Raw genomic sequence first — 18,977 nt, 5'->3', positions numbered from 1 at the left:
GACTTCGTCATTCTAGGGCGGAACCGCGCCGATTGGTTGCAGCCGCCCGAACCTCGTCATTCTAGGGCGGAGCAAGGAGCGAAGCGACGCGCGCAGACCCTAGAATCCATTCCGTTACACCCGCCGAAGATTGCTGCGGTCCAGAAAAGAGATGCAACCGCTGGCGCAGCAGTGCAAATGCCTGCACCGCCACGGCGCCTCGAAGTCACGGCATGGATCCTCGGGTCTACGCGCGTCGCTTCGCTCCTTGCTCCGACCGTGGATGACGAAAGGAGGCTGCGCGCAGAAAATATTCCATCAAACCCGCCGAACTCGCAAGATCGTTCCTCTACTAACTTTATAGATTTACCTAGCCTGATCTCATTCCAACGGCCCGGCAGCCCCGGCCATCGAAGGAGAGGGTCATGTTCAATCTGACGAGACGCGCTTTTGGCGGCGGCCTGCTGGCAGTGGCGGCCTTTGCCGCATCCTTTGGGACGACGTCCTTGGGCGCCGCGGCGCAAGAGCTCAAGTCCTTCAACATCGGCTACCAGAAGACCGGCCTGCCGGTGATCGCCAGGCAGCAGCAGATCATCGAAAAGGCGCTGGCCGACAAGGGCGTCACGGTGAAATGGGTCGAGTTCACCGCCGGCCCGCCGCTGGTGGAAGCCTTGAATGTCGGCGCCATCGATGTCGGCTGGACCGGCGACGCGCCGCCGATCTTCGGCCAGTCGGCCGGCGCCAACATCGTCTATGCGGCGGCGCTGCCTTCGAATGGCGACGGCGAGGCGATCTTCGTCAAGCCGGCCTCGCCGATCCAGTCGCTGGCCGATCTCAAGGGCAAGCGCATCGGCGTCGGCAAGGGCACCAGCGCGCATAACCTGCTGGTCGCGGCGCTGGAAAAAACCGGCATCGCGTTCGACCAGGTCACGCCGGTCTATCTCAGCCCGGCCGACGCGGCCGCCGCCTTCGCCAGCGACCAGATCGACGCCTGGGCGGTATGGGATCCGTTCTTCGCCATCGCCGAGACCCGCTACCAGCCGCGCGTGCTTGCCCGCTCAAGCGACGTGCTCAAGGTCAACACCTATTTCCTCGCCAACAAGGATTTCGCCAAGGCGCATCCGGATTTCGTCTCGACGACGATCGGCGCGCTCGGCGACGCGGCCAAATGGGCCGACCAGAACCGCGACAAGGTGGCCGAGGCGCTGCATGAGGTGACCGGCGKGCCGCTCGACGCGCAGACGATCGCCRCCAACCGCACCAAGTTCGGCATCTATCCGATCACCGACGAGATCGTCGCCGGCCAGCAGGCGACGGCCGACCGTTTCTTCAAGCTTGGGCTGATCCCGAAAGCGGTGCGGATATCAGACGCCGTCTGGACCGCGCCGGGCAACTGATTTCCTTCCACGGCGCCGGGCGGCGAACGTCCCGGCGCTGCCCTTGTTTTCGACCGTCTTTGCCCGGGTGTCAGCCATGACCGCATCACCAAGCCCGCTCGATTTCTTCTGGTTCATCCCCACGCATGGCGACGGTTCCTACCTCGGCACCGAGAAGCAGCAGCGTCCGCCCGAGTTCGGCTACTTCAAGGAGATCGCGCAGGCGGTCGACAGGCTGGGTTTCCCCGGCGTGCTGTTGCCCACCGGGCAGAACTGCGAGGATTCCTGGATCGCCGCGACCGGCCTCGCGACGCTGACCGAAAGGCTGAAATTCCTGGTCGCGCTGAGACCCGGCGTGACGCTGCCGACCTTCGCGGCGCGCCAGACCGCGGCGCTCGACCGGCTGAGCAACGGCCGCCTGCTGCTCAATGTCGTGGTCGGCGGCAATCCGACCGAGCTAGCCGGCGACGGCGTGTTCCTGCCGCATGACGAGCGCTACGCGCAGGCGCAGGAATTCCTCGCCATCTGGCGCGGCCTGGTCTCCGGCGAGCGGGTGAATTTCGACGGCAGATATTACCGCGTCGAGAACGGCCGCCTCGACCTGTTGCCGCTGCAGGAGCGGCCGCCGCTCTATTTCGGCGGCTCTTCAGACGCCGGCCAGGAGCTCGCGGCCGACCTCGTCGACATGTATCTCACCTGGGGCGAGCCGCCGGCGCAGGTCGCCGCCAAGATCGCCTCGGCGCGCGAGAAGGCGGCGCGGCGCGGCCGCAAGCTGCGCTTCGGCATCAGGCTGCATTTCATCGTGCGCGAGACCGAGGACGAGGCCTGGCGCGCCGCCGAGCGGCTGATCAGCCATGTCACCGACGCGCAGATCGAGAACGCGCAGGCGCGTTTCCTCAAGGAGATGGATTCGGTCGGGCAGCGGCGCATGGCCGAGCTGCATGGCGGCCGGCGCGACCGGCTGGTCGTCTCGCCGAACCTTTGGGCCGGCGTCGGCCTGGTGCGCGGCGGCGCCGGCACCGCGCTGGTCGGCACGCCGGAGCAGATCGTCGAGCGCATCGGCGAATACCAGGCGATCGGCATCGACACCATCATCGGCTCCGGCTACCCGCATCTCGAGGAAGCCTATCGGGTCGCCGAGCTCCTGTTTCCGCGGCTCGGCCTCGGCACCAGCCGGCTCAAGGCGCACAAGGACATCGCCAACGAATTCACGGTCGGCTTCCACGGCGCCGGCCGCCTCCAGGCCGCATCGTGAGCCTGGCCGCGCGCCTCGCCCGCAACGGCGCGGTCGGCTGGCTGCTGCCGGCGGCAATCGTCGCCGGCTGGGAAGCCGCCGCGCGCGCGGGCTTGATCCCGGCCAATGTGCTGCCRGCGCCGAGCGCGGTGGCCGAGGCCTTCTGGCGGCTGACCTTGTCCGGCGAGCTGGTCCGCAACATCGGCGTCTCCACTTTGYGCGCATTGTCGGGCTTCGCCATAGGCGGCTCGATCGGCTTCGCGCTCGGCCTCGCCAACGGATTGTCGCAGCTCAGCCGCGGCCTCACCGACACGACGCTGCAGATGATCCGCAACATCCCGCATCTGGCGCTGATCCCGCTGGTCATATTGTGGTTCGGCATCGACGAGGAAGCAAAACTCTTCCTGGTGGCGCTCGGCGTCTTCTTCCCGATCTATGTCAACACGCTGCTCGGCATCCAGGGCGTCGACCCGCAGCTCGTCGAGATGGGCCGGGTCTATGGRCTCGACCGGCGCGCCTTGTTCTTCCGCGTGATCCTGCCCGGCGCTCTGCCCTCGATCTTCGTCGGCCTGCGCTATGCGCTGGGCATCATGTGGCTGACCCTGATCGTCGCCGAAACGATCTCGGCCAGTTCCGGCCTCGGCTACATGGCCATGCAGGCGCGCGAGTTCCTGCTGATCGATGTCGTGGTGCTGTCGATCCTGATCTACGCGCTGCTCGGCAAGCTCGCCGACAGCCTGGCCCRCCTGCTCGAACGCCTGTCGCTCGRCTGGCATCCCGCCTTCCAGAAAGGGTGAGAAGAAGATGCCGGCCGCTACCCTCACCGCACGTTCCCTCATCGCGACGCCCGCGCATGTGCGCACGATCGGCTCGGTCGAGGRCCGCCGGGCCTTCGCGTTCAAGGAGGTGGGGAAACGTTTCGGCGACAAGATCGTGCTCGACGGCATCAGCCTCGACGTGCGGGCCGGACAATTCCTGGCCGTCATCGGSAAGAGCGGCTGCGGCAAGAGCACGCTGCWTCGGCTGCTGGCCGGGCTCGACCGCCCGAGCAGCGGCTCGCTGACCCTCGGCGCCGATGAGGAAGGCCACGGCCGCACGCGCTTCATGTTCCAGGAACCGCGTTTGCTGCCCTGGATGAGCGTGGTGAAGAATGTCGAGGTCGGGCTGACCGGCATCGCCAGCGGCGCCGAGGCCAGGCAGCGGGCGCTTGCCATGCTGGACGAGGTCGGGCTCGCCGACCGCGCCGGCGAATGGCCATCGGTGCTGTCGGGCGGTCAAAAGCAGCGCGTGGCGCTTGCCCGCGCGCTGGTCGGCCAGCCGCAGATCCTGGCGCTGGACGAGCCGCTCGGCGCGCTGGACGCGCTGACCCRCATCGAGATGCAGCAGCTTCTGGAGCGCATATGGCTCGACCAGAAGTTCACCGCCGTGCTGGTGACGCATGATGTCGGCGAAGCCGTCGCGCTCGCCGACCGCGTCGTGGTGATCGGCGCCGGCAAGATCGTTCTCGATCTTGCCGTGCCGGTGGCCCGGCCCCGCCGGCACGGCAAGCCGGAGCTTGCCCAGATCGAAGGCGCCATCCTGGACCGCCTGTTCAGCCGCGGCTGAGCGCGGCGCCGGCCGGCAATCCAAATCGCACGCGCAAGGTCAGATGCGCGAGCGGTTCGCCCAGCGTAGCCCGAGCACGCCGACCAGCATGGTGAGGAGGCCGATATAAAGCCATCGCGTCTGGCCGGTCATGAAGCTGCCGCCGACAAGGCCAAGGCCCTGCAGCGACCACAGCGCACCCAGCCCCAGTACAATCAGCGCCAGCACAAACCTGGTCAATCGCATCGGCTGGACCCTCTCCAAAAGTCGATCCTGAACGGCGACGGGGACGCAACAAAAGACGCTGAGGAATCGAAATAGTTCGGTTCCCCTGTACTGCAAATCTTGAGGACCGATCTTGCCCGGAACGTCCCGGATGCCGGTCCGATATTCATCAAGAATACGCCTCTCCGGCTCCAGAAATATCATGACAAACTGTTTCGCGGCGACTCCAAACGTGTGCCGCCGCCATGGAACCGCCAGAAGGCTGCCGCATTTCCCGCCTCATTCGGCACTTAGGCGGGGCTACTCGATCAACGGAGCCACCCCCAAAAACATGAAGAAAACCAACCGGACCGCGCTTGTCGCGGTAACGATCGCGGCTGGCCTGATGGCAGGCGCATCGTCCGCCTCCTCGGCCGCCGCGCAGTGCGGCCGCGCTTCCTGGTATGCGCTGCATTCCAGAACCGCCTCAGGGGAACGCATGAACCCCTCGGCACTGACCGCCGCCCATCGCTCCTTGCCCTTCGGCACCAAGCTCAGGGTCACCAACAAGAACAACGGCCGCAGCGTCGTCGTTCGCATCAACGATCGCGGCCCGTTCGTGAGGGGACGCATGCTGGATCTCTCCCGCGGCGCCRCCAGCCAGCTGGGTTTCATCGGTTCCGGCCACACCGCCGTCTGCATGGCGCGCGTCTAAGCCTTCTGTTTGTCTCACCACGATCCAAGGCGAGCCTCAGGGTTCCGGATCGTGCCGGTGTCCGGCATGAGGGCCGGACACATATCCTTCACATTTCGGCAGCGCACAGTGAGCCGGCTCGCCCGCTCAAGCCCGATTTCCAACAGGTTGAACCAAAGAAGCATTCGTCAGACAAAATGACGTATTGCATCGCAACAATATCTTGTTAACCTCGCCGGGAGACATTCAAGGCTCGGCGCTGTCCGTCGTCCCTTTGGTCGTCGGCCGGCAGCGGGGTTCGCGATGTTCTACCAGCTCTACGAAATGAACCATGCGGCGCTGCAGCCCGCGCKCCTTTATGCCGACGCGGTGYGGCTTTTCTACTCCAATCCGCTCAATCCGATTTCCCACACCCCCTTCGGCCRCTCGGTGGCTKCGACCRCCGAGCTCTTCGAGCGCACCACACGTCGCTACGGCAAGCCGCAATTCGGCCTGGACAAGACCGTGGTCGACTGGAAGAACGTCGCCGTCACGGAAAAGACGGTCTGGTCGAAGCCCTTCTGCAATCTGATCCGTTTCGAGCGCGCGCTGCCGGCCGGCCGCAAGCCCGACCCGAAACTTTTGATCGTGGCGCCGATGTCGGGCCATTACGCGACGCTGCTGCGCGGCACGGTYGAGGCGATGCTGCCGCATGCCGACGTGCACATCACCGACTGGGTCGACGCCCGCATGGTGCCGGTCTCGCAGGGCAGCTTCGATCTCGACGATTATATCGACTATGTCATCGAGATGTTCCACACGCTTGGCCCCGACACGCATGTGATGGCCGTGTGCCAGCCTTCGGTGCCGGTGCTGGCGGCGGTGGCGGTGATGGAGAAGCGCGGCGATCCTTTCGTGCCCTCGACCATGACGCTGATGGGCGGCCCGGTCGACACCCGCCGCAACCCGACCGCTGTCAATCTCCTGGCCGAGGAGAAGGGCATCGACTGGTTCCGCGACAATGTCATCATGCAGGCGCCGTGGCCGGTGCCGGGCTTCGGCCGCGAGGTCTATCCGGGCTTCCTGCAGCTTTCGGGCTTCATGAGCATGAATCTCGACCGCCACATCATCGCCCACAAGGATTTCTTCATGCACCTTGTGAAGCATGACGGCGACAGCGCCGAGAAGCACCGCGACTTCTATGACGAATATCTGGCGGTGATGGACCTGACGGCGGAGTTCTACCTGCAGACGGTCGACACCGTGTTCGTGCGCCACGCTCTGCCGAAGGGCGAGATGACGCATCGCGGCGAGCCGGTCGAGCCGAAAGCGATCCGCAACGTCGCGCTGCTGACCATCGAGGGCGAGAACGACGACATTTCCGGCCTCGGCCAGACCCAGGCCGCGCATGACCTTTGCGTCAACATCCCGGCCGACAGGCACGCGCACTACATGCAGCCGGCCGTCGGCCATTACGGCGTCTTCAACGGCTCGCGCTTCCGCTCGGAAATCGTGCCGCGCATCGTCGACTTCATTTCCAGCTATGGCCGCCAGAACCGGGTGGCGGCAAAGCCGAAGCTRGTCCGCTCCGCCAAGAGCTGATTGCGGCGGACCGTGCTGGAGCGGACTTCCGTTCCGCCGCTAGACGGCGGCCGCCGGTGTTGCGCCGGTGCCTCTGTTGCGAAAGTGCCGCTACGGGATCGTCCAGGTAACCATGCCGTCAAACGAACCGTCGTCTCTAATTGACACGGACTGTATATCGCCTTTAACGTTTCGTTAATAAAGAACAGGGCGGGGGCGATGACTTCCTCAGCGATGACGCGGATTCTGCGTTTGTGCGCAGTCGCAGGACTGGCGATCTCTGCGCACTGGGCGGTGCCGGCCTGGGCGGCGGGCGCGATGGCCACGGGCGGCCTGACGTCGCAGCCGATCGGCCATTATGATTTCTGCAAATCGCGTCCGAACGAATGCAACATACATCCGGCCGATCTCGAGCCGGCCAAGATGACGGATGGTTTGTGGCGCCGGCTGATCACCGTGACCGCCAAGGTCAACGCCGCCGTCAAGCCGATGAGCGATCTCGATCACTATGGCAAGGACGAAGTCTGGGCCTATCCGGACGACGGCTATGGYGATTGCGAGGACTACGTGCTGGAGAAGCGGCGCCAGCTCTATCGCTTGGGCATGTCGCTGGCCGACCTTTTGATAACCGTCGTGCGCAAGCCCGATGGCGAAGGCCATTCGGTGCTGACGGTGCGCACCGACAAGGGCGATTACATCCTCGACAATTTGACCGACAAGGTCAAAGCCTGGGACGCGACCGGCTACCGCTTCCTCAAGCGCCAGGCGATCGACAACACCGGACGCTGGGTCTCGATCCGCGACGGCCAGGCGGTGCTGGTCGGATCGGTGCAGTAGGCGGAGCTGGGCGCCCTGCTTTCTTCACGAGCGCTCTATCTCCTTCCGCGGTGGGTGGCGAAGCGAATCCCTACGTGATGTCGTCATACTCGGGCTTGACCCGAGTATCCATGCCGTGACCCTTACCGTAGGTGCAACGGTGCAGAATTCTGTAACCGTTGCAAAGCGTTGGCGTAACGGCATGGATTCCAGGGTCTGCGCGCGTCGCTTCGCTCCTTGCTCCGCCCTGGAATGACGACCGATCTGTCGTAGCCGCACATTGCAAAGGCCGATGACAACAAAAAGCCCGTAACCGCCTCCGAAAATTTTCAGGCGGCTCCATGAACCGATTCCGTTCAGCCGGCGACACATAGCCGTGAATGGCAAACCCAACCATGGAGACCTCAATGACTGCTTTCCCGCGCAACATCCTACTTGCCGCCGTCGCGGTGTCGGCCCTGACCGGATCGGCCCTGGCGGACGAGACCGTCAAAAGCTGCGCCCAGAAAAACCTTAATGATCTGTGGAGCGGCCATTGCTGTGGCGCCGGCGACGCGAGTTGCATCGGCGGGCACGGTCGCGGCGGCGATCACGACAATGGCGGCCGGGGCAGCCCCAATGGCGGCAGCACCAAAGGCGCCGGCAAGCCCTGATCTCAAGAGTTCAGATGGAGTCGAGCCAGCGCCTGCGGACAATCGCGATCCGCTTGCGCCTGAGGCCGGGATTATAGAGGACGGCCGAGTGCCGTGCGGATCGACGTGCTGAGGCGGCGCAACTCCGCCTCATCCAGCTTCTCGATGCTTTCGGCCAGAAGGTTGGCCAGCTCGGTCGCCGCCGGCGACAGGCCGGACGTGTCGATCCTGACCCTGGGATGCGAGCTTTCGGCGAGCCGGGCAAGGTCCTCGGCATCGTCCCAGATGATGTTGAAATAGCCGATGATCTTCTGGATCAGCGTCCAGGTCGGCGCGCCGCGGCGGCCGTGCTCGAGCGCCGAAAGATAGGCAGCGCTGACGCCGATCGCCTCGGCCATCGCCTTCTGGCTGACCCCGCGCTCGGCGCGCAGTGCCCTGAGCCTCTCGCCGAACGGGGTCATGGGCGTGTCCGCCGCAGCCGCACATAGAGCGCCCCCGAGCCGCCATGGTTGCGCGCGGCGTGATCGTGGCTGGAGACGAGATGGCGGAAGGCCGGCGTCGACAGCCAGGCCGGCACGGCGCGGCGCAGGATGCCGTCGCCGCCCGAGGACGACCCCTTGCCGGTGATGATCAGCACATAGCGGATGCCGCCGGCATGCGCGCGGTTGAGGAAGGTGAGCAGCAGCGAATAGGCCTCGTCCTGCGTCATGCCGTGCAGGTCGACGCGGCCTTCGATCGGCAGCCGGCCTTTCTTCAGCTTGTGCAGCGTCTGGTCGTCGAGCGAATGCGCCACATGCGGCGTCTTCGGCTTAACGGCAGCGGCCGGAACGCCATTGGCGGYAGGTCGCGGCGGCTCCGGTTTCGGCTCGACGATGTCGGGAATCTCGACGGCGGTCTTGCCTTTCAGCGGCCGGGCCGAGCGCGCCACCAGGTTCCACAGGATGCGGTCATCGTCGCTGAGATGATCGTCGCGGCGGCTCACCGGGTTGCTCCACCCAGAAGCGCGCGCGGCACCAGCGCATAGAAATCGGCGGCGTTGCGGACCACGCCGGCGATCTCGCCGGCTGCGTCGCCGGAGCCGGCGAAGAGGTCGCCGCGCGCGGGTCCCGTGATCGCCGAGCCGGTGTCCTGCGCGATCATCAGCCGCCGGAACGGTTTTCCGTCGAAGGCGGTGAGCGTCGGCGCGTCGATATAGAAGGGCATGCCGAAAGTGTGCAGCAGGCGGTCGACCGCGACCGAGCGCCCCGGCGTCAGCGGCACCTTGGCTGCGGCGATCGGCCCGAGCGCCGCATCGTCGACGGCGGCTTCGCGGAAGAAGATATAGGAGCGGTTCTGCCAGAGGATCTCGTCGACCCGGTCGGGATGCGCCTTGAACCAGGCGCGGATTGACTGCATCGTCACTTTTTCCAGCGGGATCTCGCCGAGCTCGCTCAAGATCTTGCCCGGACCGGTGAAGCRCTGTCCTGATTTCGCGGCATAGGTGACGCGGCAGAGCCTGCCGTCGGTCATCTTCAGGCGCGCCGCGCCCTGCACATGGACGAAGAAGGCGTCGACCTTCTCGGCGAGCCAGGCGATTTCGAGGTTCTGGCCGGCAAGCGCGCCGCGCTCGATTTCGCCGCGGTCGAAATATTCGACGGGAGCATCATCCGTCCGCCGGGCGAAGGCCAGGTAAGGATCCATGCCGGCCGGCCGGTTGTCGTCGTCGATGTCGATCAGGTCGGCGGGGCGGGACAGCAACGGCACGACAAACCGCTCCGTCCTGACCGGCGAGGCCTCGACCTGCGGTTCATAGAAGCCGGTCACGAGACCCCAGCCGTTTTCGCCCCTCACCAGCATCGGCACGAAATGCCGTTCGAAGAAGGATCGTGCCTGCAACCGATTCGGCGCCGAAATGGCGCGCGCCTCGGCATAGGCCTCGGCAAAGGCGTTGAAGTCGACGCCGAGCGATCCGGTGCGATAGGGCTTTACCGAGGCGTGGAAGGCGGAGCGGCGGAACGCGGCAAAGGCCGCAGCATGGTCATCCTCGCTCCAGCCCGGCAGGTCATCAAAAGATTTTTCGCTGAAAATGGGAGAGAGCGGCACGACTGGGGCCCCGCCGCCTGGATCTAGTCTTCTTCTTCGGTGGCGACGAGCYTCCAGTTCGGGTCGCGCGAGCGGGTGTCGCGGGCGAAGGTCCAGACATCCTTGACCTCGGCCACCGTCTCCGGATCGCCATCGATAACGGCGCCGGCCTTGTCGCGGGTCGCCGAGATCAGCTCGGAGACGACGCGCAGCGTGATATGCGCTTYCGAGCCCTTCATCTCCGCGGCGACGATGTCGGCCTTGTCGATGCCGACGAAGGAGGACTGGATCTTCTCCGACTTCGCCTCGCGTTCGCCGATCGCGGCGACAAAGCCGTCATAGACTTCGCGCGACAGGAGATTCTTCAGCGTCTTACGGTCGCCGTCGGCATAGGCCATGACGATCATCTCATAGGCCATCTTGGCGCCGTCGACGAAGGTCTTGGGATCGAAGGACGCATCGTTGTCCTTGATCGTGCGCAGGCCCTTGTTCAGATCGGTGTCCGGCTTGGCGAAGGCGTCGATCTCGGCATAGGTCTCGGCCGCGGGTTCRCCCGGCGCGCGCTTGCGCGGCAGCGACACGACATTTTCGGGCTTCTGCGCCGCGTCGGCCTCGCGCGTGCGGGTGGCGGAGTAGGGATCGAAGGGCGGGCGCTCGTTGCCGGTGCGACGTCCGAGCACGTTGCGCAGCTGGAAAAAGATCACAACCGCCGCAATCAAAAAGAAAATCGTGCCGAAGTCGAAGAAACCCATATTTTCCGCCAACTCGAACCCTGTCCTTGCCGGACCGGCGTAAYCCCTCGGGGACCGCGGTCGCATAGCGTTCAACACCTAAAGCATATAGAACGGCAGGCGCTATCATTCAAATCAAAGGCAGCCATACCTATCTAAAGGCGCCAAGGCCAGCGGCGATTGTCCGCGGGCGCCGCAAAAGAAGAAAGCGATCGGTCGAGACTTTGCGCATTTCCTTCATCCCGTTGTTCCTGCTCCTGCTGCCGCTGCTGGAGATCGCCGGCTTCGTCGTCGTCGGYCGCGAAATCGGCGTCTTGGCGACGGTCGGGCTGGTGCTCCTGTCCAGCGTCGCCGGCAGCCTGCTGCTTCGGCATCAGGGTTTCGGCGTCATGACGCGGGTGCGCACGGAAATGGATGCCGGGCGCGATCCCAGCCGCCAGCTCGCGCATGGGGCGATGATCGTGCTGGCGGCGATCCTGCTCATCATCCCGGGCTTCATCACCGACATCTTCGCCATTCTTCTGTTGCTGCCGCCGGTTCGCGACTTCGCCTGGCGCCTGCTCAAGAACCGCATCGTCATGGCAACCAGCTTCTCGAGCGGCTTTTCGGCCCGCCGGCGCGACACCGTCATCGATCTCGACGACAGCGACTATTCGCGCGACGATTATCCGAAGCGGCCGGACCACAATTCGCCGTGGCGGCGGCTGAAGAACGATTAGTCCCGGACAGGGGTTGACYGGCCGGCTCTGTTTGCGTTGTTGGCAAGTGCCATGCGCTGGAGATTGGCCGGAACGCCCATCGCGGTCGTCATTCCAGGGCGAAGCAGGAGCGAAGCTCCGTCGCGAAGACCCTGGAATCCATGCCGTTCCCTTCGCCACGGCGTGCAACGGAGCAGAATTCTGCACCGCAGCGGCGCTTCAAAGTCACGGAATGGATTCTATGGTCTGCGCTGCGTCGCTTCGCTCCTTGCTCCGCCATAGAATGACGAGGTTGGGAGGGCGGCTTCAACCAATCCCCGGCATTTGCGCTGATTTCACGCAAATGAACGGAAAACTTGCAGCAAGACCTGCCGCCGAACAGAGGCGGCAAAACTTGTTTTGTCCGGCAGGCCATGGTAGCGAACCCGCGATTTCAATCCGGTCAGCAATGCTGCCCAGGCAAAAGGACCAAGGCTCATGGCCAGCAACGATGACGCCGCGACCGGCGCCGCCAACGGCAACGGAACGCAGAACCAGCCCTCGCTCAATGTGCTTGCGCAATATGTGAAGGACCTGTCCTTCGAAAGCCCCGGCGCGCCGAATTCGCTGCGCGGCCGCGACAAGGCGCCGGGCATCGCCATCAATGTCAACGTCAACGCCAACCCGCTCTCGGACAAGCAGTTCGACGTTAATCTGACGCTGAACGCCAAGGCTTCCTTCGATCAGGAAGTGCTGTTCAATGTCGAGCTCGTCTATGGCGGCGTCTTCGCCATCTCGGGCTTCCCGCAGGAGCACATGCTGCCGCTGCTCTTCATCGAATGCCCGCGGCTCCTGTTCCCCTTCGCCCGCCAGATCATCGCCGACGCCACCCGCAATGGCGGCTTCCCGCCGCTGATGCTCGACCCGATCGACTTCGCGCAGATGTTCCAGCAGAGGATTGCCGAGGACCAGGCCGCGGCGAGCAAGGTCCAGGTGAGCTGAGACCCATCGCCACAGCCATCAAGGGCCCGGCTTCGCGCCGGGCTTTTTTGTTGGAGATGCCGGCGGGACAGCGCCCCCCTCTGGCCTGCCGGCCATCTCCCCCACAAGGGGGGAGATTAGCAGCTTCGGCGCGCCGGCCATCCTGCAACGTTTGAGATTGACGAAAGCCGGCGTGACATCGATCTCCCCCCTTGTGGGGGAGATGCCCGGCAGGGCAGAGGGGGGCGCGAAGGATCGCTACTTAGCCGATAGGCTACTCAGCCTGCGGTCGCCACCTTGAGCCACAGCGCCTTCTCACCCAGCGTCGAAACCAGCCCGGCATGCGCCGCGCGGTCCGCTTCGCTTAAGCGCGGCGGCAGGGCGATGGGCCGGGGGCCGATCGAGATGTCGATATCGGCCACCTCGCCTGCGCCGTTCATCTGCACCGCCACGGTTTCCAGAACCAGCGCCGCCTGCTTGCCGCCGATGAGCTCGATATAGACCTCGGCCAGCAATTCGGAGTCGAGCAGCGCGCCGTGCTTGGTGCGGCGGGTGTTGTCGATGCCGTAGCGCCGGCAGAGCGCGTCGAGCGAGTTCGGGCCCATCGGGTGCTTGCGGCGCGCCAGCGCCAGCGTGTCGATGATGCGGCCGGGATCGATGGATGGATGGCCGAGCCGGCTGTATTCGAGGTTGAGGAAGCCGAGGTCGAAGGTGGCGTTGTGCGCGATCAGCTTGGCGCCGTCGGTGAAGTCCAGCCATTCCTCGACGATTTCGGCGAAGGTCGGCTTGCCGACCAGATCGGCGGCGCTGATGCCGTGCACGGCCTGCGCCTCGGCATGGATGGCGCGGCCTTGCGGATTGATAAATTTGTGGAAGGTGCGGCCGGTCGGAAAGCGGTTGACCAGCTCGACGCCGCCGAGCTCGATGATGCGGTCTTCGCGCAAATCGAGGCCGGTGGTTTCCGTATCGAAGATGATCTCACGCATTCGAATCAATCCGCTCCTGGGAGCAGAATCACAAACCAGAACAAAATGGCAATGGGGAGTGCTGCCRGCTAACGTCAGGAACCATGCCGGCCGGACTTATCCCCCGTCAATTCGCCGATGACGGCCCCAACCGCTTTCCGCGCGGCCTCGAAGCCATTTCCGGTGTCGATGATGAAATCGGCCTGGCGGCGCTTCTCGGCGTCGGGCACCTGCTTGGCGAGGATCGACAAAAACTTCTCCTCGCTCATGCCCGGCCTCGCCAGCACACGCTCGCGCTGGATTTCGGGCGAGGCGGTGACGACCACGACCTTGTCGACGCGGTTGCGGCCGCCGGTCTCGAACAGCAGCGGGATGTCGAGCAGGGCGAGYGGCGCGCCGGCGGCGCGGTGTTTTTCCAAAAAAGCATCGGCGTCGGCGCGCACCAGCGGATGGATGATCGCCTCGAGCTTCTTCAGCGCGGCCGGATCGGCGAGCACTTGGCCCGCCAGCTTCACGCGGTCGACCACGCCTGCCTCGGTCGTGCCGGGGAAAGCCGCCTCGACCAGTGGCGCCGCCTTGCCGGAATAAAGGCGATGCACCGTCTCGTCCGAATCATGCACCGGCACGCCGGCCTCGGCGAACATTTTCGCCGTGGCCGATTTGCCCATGCCGATCGATCCGGTGAGGCCGAGCACGATCATCGATGGCCCTCGATGTCGGCGACGATCATGCGCCGCAATTCGGGCGTGACGTCCGGCTTGCGGCCGAACCAGCGCTCGAAGCCTGGCACCGCCTGATGCAGCAGCATGCCGAGACCGTCGATCGTTTTCAGGCCGCGCGCCCTGGCGGCGGCGAGCAAAGGCGTCTCCAGCGGCACATAGACGATGTCGGTGACGATGGCGTGGTCCGGCAAGCCTCCCGGATCGGCCGACAGCGTCGCATCGCCATGCATGCCGAGYGCCGTGGTGTTGATCAGCAGGCCGGCATCGCCGAGCAGCTCGCCGACCGCGCCCGCACCATGCGCCGAAACGCAGGGGCCGAAGTGGCGGCTGAGCTCCTCGRCTCTCGACAGCGTCCGGTTGACGATGCGGATGTCCTTGATGCCACGCTCCTTCAGCGCGTGGATGACCGCGCGGGAGGYGCCGCCGGCACCCAAAACCACGGCCGGGCCATTGACCGCCCAGCCCGGCGCATATTGATCGAGATTGGCGGCGAAGCCGTAACCGTCCGTATTGCCGCCCCAGAGGAGACCATCCTCGAACCACAATGTGTTGACGGCGCCGATTTCATCGGCCGCGTGATCCCGGCGAGCGACGCCGGCGAACGCCGCCTCCTTGTGCGGGATGGTGACATTGCCGCCGCGATAGCCGTCCTTGCCAAGAGATTTGAGGAAAGCGGCAAAATCCGCCGGCGCGACGTCGATCGCTTCATAGCTGCCGTCGATGCCGTATTGCTTGAGCCAGTAGCCGTGGATCTTCGGCGAGCGCGAATGGGCGATCGGATGTCCGGTGACAAAGGCTCGTTTCTCAGCCATCGATGGCTCCCAGGTCGCGCAGCTCCTTCAGCACCGCCAGGAGCGGCAGGCCGACGATGGTGAAATAATCGCCCTCGATCTTCTCGAACAGCTGGATGCCTTCGCCCTCGATCTGATAGGCGCCGACGCTCCCCAACGCCTTGGCGCCGACGCGGGCCAGATGCCGACCGATGAAGGCGGGATCGAGCTTGCGCATGGTGAGGCTGGCGACGCCGACATGGYGCCACAGCACCGCGCCATTGCGGCAAAGCACGGCTGCGCTGTTCAACTGATGCGTCTTGCCCGAGAGCGCGAGCAGGTGCCGGCGAGCGCCTTCCATGCCGGCCGGCTTGTGGAAGATCTCGTCGCCCAGCGACAGCGTCTGGTCGCAGCCGAGCACCAGCGCGCCCGGCCTGCGTTCGCTGACCTCGGTCGCCTTGGCCTCGGCCAGGATCGAGGCGACGTCCTCCGGCGAGGCGCCACTGTCCTTCAGGGGAGCCTCGAGCGCACGCTCGTCGACATCGGCCGGCACCGCCTCGATGTCGAGGCCGGCATTGACGAGCATGGTTTTTCGGAATGGGCTGCCGGAGGCGAGGATGATCTTTTCGGGCATGATGGTTCATCCAACGGTTGCGATCCGTCCAGCACCCCTCATCCGTCTCGGCGCTATCGCGCCGATCCACCTTCTCCCACAAGGGGAGAAAGAAGAGYGCGACGCCGGCGTCCCGCAAATACTACCAGACGGCGATTTGCTGCGGCGGTGGCGCAGGACTTCCCTTCTCCCCTTGTGGGAGAAGGTGGCCGAGCGAAGCTCGGACGGATGAGGGGTGCTGGACAGAGTGCTCACTTATGTCGCTTGCCCTACCGCGTCTTCCCCCGCAGGGCAACGATGGCCGCGGCCGTTTCCTCGATGGAGCGGCGGCTGACATCGATCATCGGCCAGCCGTGTTTCGTGCAGAGCTGGCGGGCATAGGCGAGCTCCTCGTTGATGGYGGCGCGGTCGACATAGTCGGTCGGCACGAAGGCGGCGCTGTTGCCGAGGATGCGGTTCTGCCTCACATGCGAGATGCGCTCGGCCGTGGCGACCAGGCCGACGACCAAAGGCGTCTTGGCGGCAATCAGGCTTTCGGGCAGCGGCACGCCGAGCACGATCGGGATGTTGGYGGTCTTGATGCCGCGATTGGCGAGATAGATCGAGGTCGGCGTCTTCGAAGTGCGCGAGATGCCGATCAGCACGATATCGGCATCGTCCATATTGGCCGGCAGTTGGCCGTCATCATGCTCCATGGTGAAGTTCAGCGCATCGATGCGGCGGAAATATTCGGCGTCGAGCACGTGCTGGGCGCCGACACGGCGGCCGGCCGGCGTGCCGAGATAGGACTGGAAGACGGCAAGCACCGGTTCCAGCACCGAGACGCAGGGCAGCCCCATGGCCGCGCAGCGCTCGTCGATCGAGCGCGCCAGCTTCTGGTCGACGACCGTATAGAGGATGATGCCGGGCTCCTCCTCGATGTCCTCGAAGACCTTGGCGATCTGCTTCTCGGTGCGGATCAGCGGATAGATATGCTCGATGGCGCGCGCGTCCTTGTATTGCGCGGACGCCGCGCGGCCGGCCGCCAGCAGGGTTTCACCGGTGGCGTCTGAGATCAGATGCAAATGGAAGAAGCTCTGAGGTTTGTTCACAGGGGATGGGTCCAGGCTGTGGGCAATTGTGGACAAGGCTGGATGGTCCGGCCTTGGGTAGGAAAGCGACTGTATCAGATGGCCGCTTGTCCACAATTCGACCCGCTGTAGGCTTTGTCGCGGCGCTGGGGACAAAACCGGGGATCAACTTTTCTTGGCCGGTTTCATCCACAACACGGCGTTTGGAACGGAAAGCCCAAGCTTTTGACTGCAAAGCCTGAATCCGCTTCGTCCCCAGAACCCTCCAAATTGCGAAAGCGAGTACGCGACAATATGCTGACTGGCCTTTTTAGGCCGCAGGCTGGACAGGTCGCAATCATCACAACCAACAGACTCTTAGAATCAGAAGACTCTTTTAAAATAGATATTTGATTTAAGAGGGCGCGCATGACCCCGAACCGGAGGTTCGGAAAGGATCATGCGCTAAATGAAAGCGCTACAGCGTCCTTTGCGCGCCTAAGGACGCGCGGCGCTGTAGGAGAGGGCAGCGCTGGATGGCTGGGAAACGGATCGTGCTCAACGTCCTCAAGGGCGAGACGGTTTCACCGCCGCCGCTCTGGATGATGCGCCAGGCGGGCCGCTATCTTCCGGAATATCGCGAGACAAGGAAGCGGGCGGGATCCTTCCTCGATCTCTGCTATGATCCGGACCTTGCCGTCGAGGTGACGCTGCAGCCGATCGAACGCTTCGGCTTCGATGCCTCGATCCTGTTTTCCGACATTCTCGTCGTGCCCAATGCCCTTGGCCGGGATGTCCGTTTCGAAGAGGGCCGCGGACCGGTCCTGAAGCCGATTTCGGCGGCCGAGATTCCGGCGCTGAACGGCGATATGTTTCACGTGAATCTCGAACCGGTCTACGAGACCGTGCGCCGGTTGCGCGTGAAACTGCCCGGCGAGACGACGCTGCTCGGCTTCTGCGGCGCGCCCTGGACGGTGGCGACCTATATGATCGCCGGACACGGCACGCCCGACCAGGGACCTGCCCGGCTTTTCGCCTATCGCGAGCCCGAGGCCTTCGCGCGGCTTCTGAAGACACTGGCCAATCATTCGGCTGCCTATCTGATTCGCCAGATCGAGGTCGGCGCCGATGYGGTGCAGATTTTCGATTCCTGGTCGGGTGTGCTGGACGAGCCGTCTTTCGAGGCTTTCTGCGTCGAGCCGGTGGCCGAGATCGTGCGGCAGGTGAAGGCGGTCCACCCGAATGTGCCGGTGATCGGTTTCCCGAAAGGCGCCGGTGAGCGCTATCGCGACTACAGGAAAAAGACCGGCATTGCCGGCCTCGGTCTTGACTGGACCGTGCCGCTGTCGATGGCGAAGGACTTGCAGCGTGACGGCGCGGTGCAAGGCAATCTCGATCCGCTGCGTCTTGTGGCCGGCGGCAAGGCACTGGCCGAGGGCGTCGATGCGATCCTGAGGACTTTGGGTGGCGGGCCGCTGATCTTCAATCTCGGCCATGGCATCACGCCGGAAACGCCGGTGGCGCATGTCGAGGCGATGGTCAAAATGGTGAGGAGCCATCGATGAGCAATGAAAACAGCACCGGTCAGGCGATGAAGCGCATGGTGATCGGCATTGCCGTGYTCGTCGTGCTGACGGCGCTTCTCTATTTCGCCGCCGGCGAGGGTTTTTATCCCTGGGCCAAGGCGATCCATGTGATCGCGGTTATCGCCTGGATGGCCGGCATGCTCTATCTGCCCAGGCTCTTCGTCTATCACGCCGATGCCGAGAAAGGCTCGGTGCAGTCCGAGACCTTCAAGGTGATGGAGCGAAGGCTGCTCAGGGGCATCATCAATCCGGCGATGATCGTGACCTGGGTGTTCGGGCTTTGGATGGCCTGGAAGATCTTCCATTTCGAGGGCGGCTRGCTGCACGCCAAGATCGCGCTTGTGCTCGTCCTGTCGGGCCTGCACGGCTATCTCGCCGCCGCGGTCAGGAAATTCGCCGAGGACAAGAACGAAAAACCGGCGAGGCACTGGCGGATCGTCAACGAGATCCCCACATTGTTGATGATCGTCATCGTCATCMTGGTCATCGTGAAGCCGTTCTAGACCGGGAGCGTGGTCCTCTCCGGGAACCGGTCTCCGTTTGCGTTCGCTGACCTCCGGTTCGGGACCGCGCTTCAGCTTCTCCCGACCCGCCAGGATCCGCAAAAGGCGGCTTGCTCTTTCAGGCGACCGACGATAAAAGACGGGTCTTCCTTCCCGTCATGCGCCGCCCCTTTTACTCGCTTTCGGCCGCGCCCGGCATTTGTCGTATTCAGCCGATTTTTCTCCCCAAAGCCTACCCAG

General features: G+C 64.5%; 22 protein-coding genes. 12 read left to right on the top strand and 10 right to left on the bottom strand.

Features of this window, described 5'->3' with window-relative positions; translation table 11 throughout:
• Positions 1-404 precede the first annotated feature (404 nt).
• From LCM4576_RS12730 to LCM4576_RS12715, 4 genes are all read left to right on the top strand, one after another.
• Complete coding sequence (locus tag LCM4576_RS12730; protein WP_071032408.1) at positions 405-1,376, top strand: sulfonate ABC transporter substrate-binding protein; 972 nt, start codon at positions 405-407, stop codon at positions 1,374-1,376.
• Positions 1,377-1,452: 76 nt separating this feature from the next.
• Positions 1,453-2,610, top strand: coding sequence for an FMNH2-dependent alkanesulfonate monooxygenase (gene ssuD, locus LCM4576_RS12725; protein WP_071032407.1), 1,158 nt, complete (start codon positions 1,453-1,455; stop codon positions 2,608-2,610).
• Positions 2,607-3,386, top strand: coding sequence for an ABC transporter permease subunit (locus LCM4576_RS12720; protein WP_071032406.1), 780 nt, complete (start codon positions 2,607-2,609; stop codon positions 3,384-3,386). The genes ssuD and LCM4576_RS12720 overlap by 4 nt, the downstream gene beginning before the upstream one ends.
• Positions 3,387-3,393: 7 nt before the next feature.
• The gene (locus tag LCM4576_RS12715) at positions 3,394-4,194 is read left to right on the top strand and encodes an ATP-binding cassette domain-containing protein (protein WP_071032405.1); all 801 of its coding nucleotides are present in this window, start codon (positions 3,394-3,396) and stop codon (positions 4,192-4,194) included.
• A 39-nt stretch (positions 4,195-4,233) separates the two neighbouring features.
• Here LCM4576_RS12715 and LCM4576_RS12710 read toward each other — a convergent pair whose 3' ends face one another.
• Positions 4,234-4,419 carry a hypothetical protein gene (locus LCM4576_RS12710; RefSeq protein WP_071032420.1) on the bottom strand — a complete coding sequence of 62 codons (186 nt, stop codon included), beginning with the start codon at positions 4,417-4,419 and terminating at the stop codon, positions 4,234-4,236.
• Between the two features lie 310 nt (positions 4,420-4,729).
• Here LCM4576_RS12710 and LCM4576_RS12705 point away from each other — a divergent pair, with 310 nt between their 5' ends.
• From LCM4576_RS12705 to LCM4576_RS12690, 4 genes are all read left to right on the top strand, one after another.
• Positions 4,730-5,092 carry a septal ring lytic transglycosylase RlpA family protein gene (locus LCM4576_RS12705; RefSeq protein ID WP_071032404.1) on the top strand — a complete coding sequence of 121 codons (363 nt, stop codon included), beginning with the start codon at positions 4,730-4,732 and terminating at the stop codon, positions 5,090-5,092.
• A 282-nt stretch (positions 5,093-5,374) separates the two neighbouring features.
• Positions 5,375-6,652 (top strand): polyhydroxyalkanoate depolymerase, encoded by a 1,278-nt coding sequence (locus LCM4576_RS12700; protein ID WP_071032403.1) that lies wholly within the window; start codon positions 5,375-5,377, stop codon positions 6,650-6,652.
• A gap of 198 nt (positions 6,653-6,850) precedes the next feature.
• Complete coding sequence (locus LCM4576_RS12695) at positions 6,851-7,468, top strand: transglutaminase-like cysteine peptidase (RefSeq protein ID WP_071032402.1); 618 nt, start codon at positions 6,851-6,853, stop codon at positions 7,466-7,468.
• Between the two features lie 386 nt (positions 7,469-7,854).
• Positions 7,855-8,100: a hypothetical protein gene (locus LCM4576_RS12690; protein WP_071032419.1), complete on the top strand. Its 246-nt coding sequence runs from the start codon at positions 7,855-7,857 to the stop codon at positions 8,098-8,100.
• A gap of 71 nt (positions 8,101-8,171) precedes the next feature.
• Here LCM4576_RS12690 and LCM4576_RS12685 read toward each other — a convergent pair whose 3' ends face one another.
• From LCM4576_RS12685 to LCM4576_RS12670, 4 genes are read right to left on the bottom strand one after another with little or no spacing between them, the layout of a single operon-like run.
• Positions 8,172-8,540, bottom strand: a complete 369-nt coding sequence (locus LCM4576_RS12685) for a helix-turn-helix domain-containing protein (RefSeq protein WP_041010012.1) — start codon at positions 8,538-8,540, stop codon at positions 8,172-8,174.
• Positions 8,537-9,061 carry a Smr/MutS family protein gene (locus LCM4576_RS12680; protein ID WP_071032401.1) on the bottom strand — a complete coding sequence of 175 codons (525 nt, stop codon included), beginning with the start codon at positions 9,059-9,061 and terminating at the stop codon, positions 8,537-8,539. Before LCM4576_RS12680 ends, LCM4576_RS12685 begins: the two co-directional genes overlap by 4 nt.
• Positions 9,058-10,161 (bottom strand): murein transglycosylase A, encoded by a 1,104-nt coding sequence (locus LCM4576_RS12675; RefSeq protein ID WP_071032400.1) that lies wholly within the window; start codon positions 10,159-10,161, stop codon positions 9,058-9,060. Before LCM4576_RS12675 ends, LCM4576_RS12680 begins: the two co-directional genes overlap by 4 nt.
• A gap of 23 nt (positions 10,162-10,184) precedes the next feature.
• Positions 10,185-10,892, bottom strand: a complete 708-nt coding sequence (locus LCM4576_RS12670) for a Tim44/TimA family putative adaptor protein (protein WP_071032399.1) — start codon at positions 10,890-10,892, stop codon at positions 10,185-10,187.
• A gap of 203 nt (positions 10,893-11,095) precedes the next feature.
• Here LCM4576_RS12670 and LCM4576_RS12665 point away from each other — a divergent pair, with 203 nt between their 5' ends.
• Together LCM4576_RS12665 and secB are read left to right on the top strand one after the other, a co-directional pair.
• Positions 11,096-11,590: an FxsA family protein gene (locus LCM4576_RS12665; protein ID WP_071032398.1), complete on the top strand. Its 495-nt coding sequence runs from the start codon at positions 11,096-11,098 to the stop codon at positions 11,588-11,590.
• 456 nt (positions 11,591-12,046) lie between these two features.
• On the top strand, positions 12,047-12,550 hold the full coding sequence (gene secB / locus LCM4576_RS12660) for a protein-export chaperone SecB (RefSeq protein WP_040986315.1): 504 nt from the start codon (positions 12,047-12,049) through the stop codon (positions 12,548-12,550).
• Positions 12,551-12,807: 257 nt separating this feature from the next.
• On the opposite strand, the gene dnaQ is transcribed toward secB, so the two are convergent.
• From dnaQ to LCM4576_RS12630, 5 genes are all read right to left on the bottom strand, one after another.
• The gene (gene dnaQ / locus LCM4576_RS12655) at positions 12,808-13,515 is read right to left on the bottom strand and encodes a DNA polymerase III subunit epsilon (protein ID WP_071032397.1); all 708 of its coding nucleotides are present in this window, start codon (positions 13,513-13,515) and stop codon (positions 12,808-12,810) included.
• Between the two features lie 74 nt (positions 13,516-13,589).
• Positions 13,590-14,195 (bottom strand): dephospho-CoA kinase, encoded by a 606-nt coding sequence (gene coaE, locus LCM4576_RS12650; RefSeq protein WP_040986311.1) that lies wholly within the window; start codon positions 14,193-14,195, stop codon positions 13,590-13,592.
• Positions 14,192-15,028, bottom strand: a complete 837-nt coding sequence (locus tag LCM4576_RS12645; protein WP_071032396.1) for a shikimate dehydrogenase — start codon at positions 15,026-15,028, stop codon at positions 14,192-14,194. Before LCM4576_RS12645 ends, coaE begins: the two co-directional genes overlap by 4 nt.
• On the bottom strand, positions 15,021-15,620 hold the full coding sequence (locus LCM4576_RS12640; RefSeq protein WP_071032395.1) for a Maf-like protein: 600 nt from the start codon (positions 15,618-15,620) through the stop codon (positions 15,021-15,023). Before LCM4576_RS12640 ends, LCM4576_RS12645 begins: the two co-directional genes overlap by 8 nt.
• A 248-nt stretch (positions 15,621-15,868) precedes the next feature.
• Positions 15,869-16,690 (bottom strand): pyruvate, water dikinase regulatory protein, encoded by an 822-nt coding sequence (locus tag LCM4576_RS12630; RefSeq protein WP_071032393.1) that lies wholly within the window; start codon positions 16,688-16,690, stop codon positions 15,869-15,871.
• Positions 16,691-17,184: 494 nt separating this feature from the next.
• On the opposite strand from LCM4576_RS12630, the gene hemE reads away from it, so the two are divergent.
• Positions 17,185-18,213 carry a uroporphyrinogen decarboxylase gene (gene hemE / locus LCM4576_RS12625; protein ID WP_071032392.1) on the top strand — a complete coding sequence of 343 codons (1,029 nt, stop codon included), beginning with the start codon at positions 17,185-17,187 and terminating at the stop codon, positions 18,211-18,213.
• A complete protein-coding gene (hemJ, locus tag LCM4576_RS12620) occupies positions 18,210-18,737 on the top strand; it encodes a protoporphyrinogen oxidase HemJ (RefSeq protein WP_071032391.1) in 528 nt (175 codons plus the stop codon). Before hemE ends, hemJ begins: the two co-directional genes overlap by 4 nt.
• The last annotated feature ends 240 nt before the right edge of the window (positions 18,738-18,977 follow it).

Source organism: Mesorhizobium sp. LCM 4576, assembly GCF_001854815.1.
GTDB classification, from domain to species: domain Bacteria; phylum Pseudomonadota; class Alphaproteobacteria; order Rhizobiales; family Rhizobiaceae; genus Mesorhizobium; species Mesorhizobium plurifarium.
Note: the sequence above shows the minus strand (reverse complement) of the source record. Positions and strands in the feature narration are given on the sequence as shown.

Bases quoted from the DNA above. Each gene is read 5' to 3' on its own strand.
- LCM4576_RS12710 (WP_071032420.1), bottom strand. From the start codon at position 4,419: ATGCGATTGACCAGGTTTGTGCTGGCGCTGATTGTACTGGGGCTGGGT.
- dnaQ (WP_071032397.1), bottom strand. From the start codon at position 13,515: ATGCGTGAGATCATCTTCGATACGGAAACCACCGGCCTCGATTTGCGC.
- LCM4576_RS12685 (WP_041010012.1), bottom strand. From the start codon at position 8,540: ATGACCCCGTTCGGCGAGAGGCTCAGGGCACTGCGCGCCGAGCGCGGG.
- ssuD (WP_071032407.1), top strand. From the start codon at position 1,453: ATGACCGCATCACCAAGCCCGCTCGATTTCTTCTGGTTCATCCCCACG.
- secB (WP_040986315.1), top strand. From the start codon at position 12,047: ATGGCCAGCAACGATGACGCCGCGACCGGCGCCGCCAACGGCAACGGA.
- LCM4576_RS12690 (WP_071032419.1), top strand. From the start codon at position 7,855: ATGACTGCTTTCCCGCGCAACATCCTACTTGCCGCCGTCGCGGTGTCG.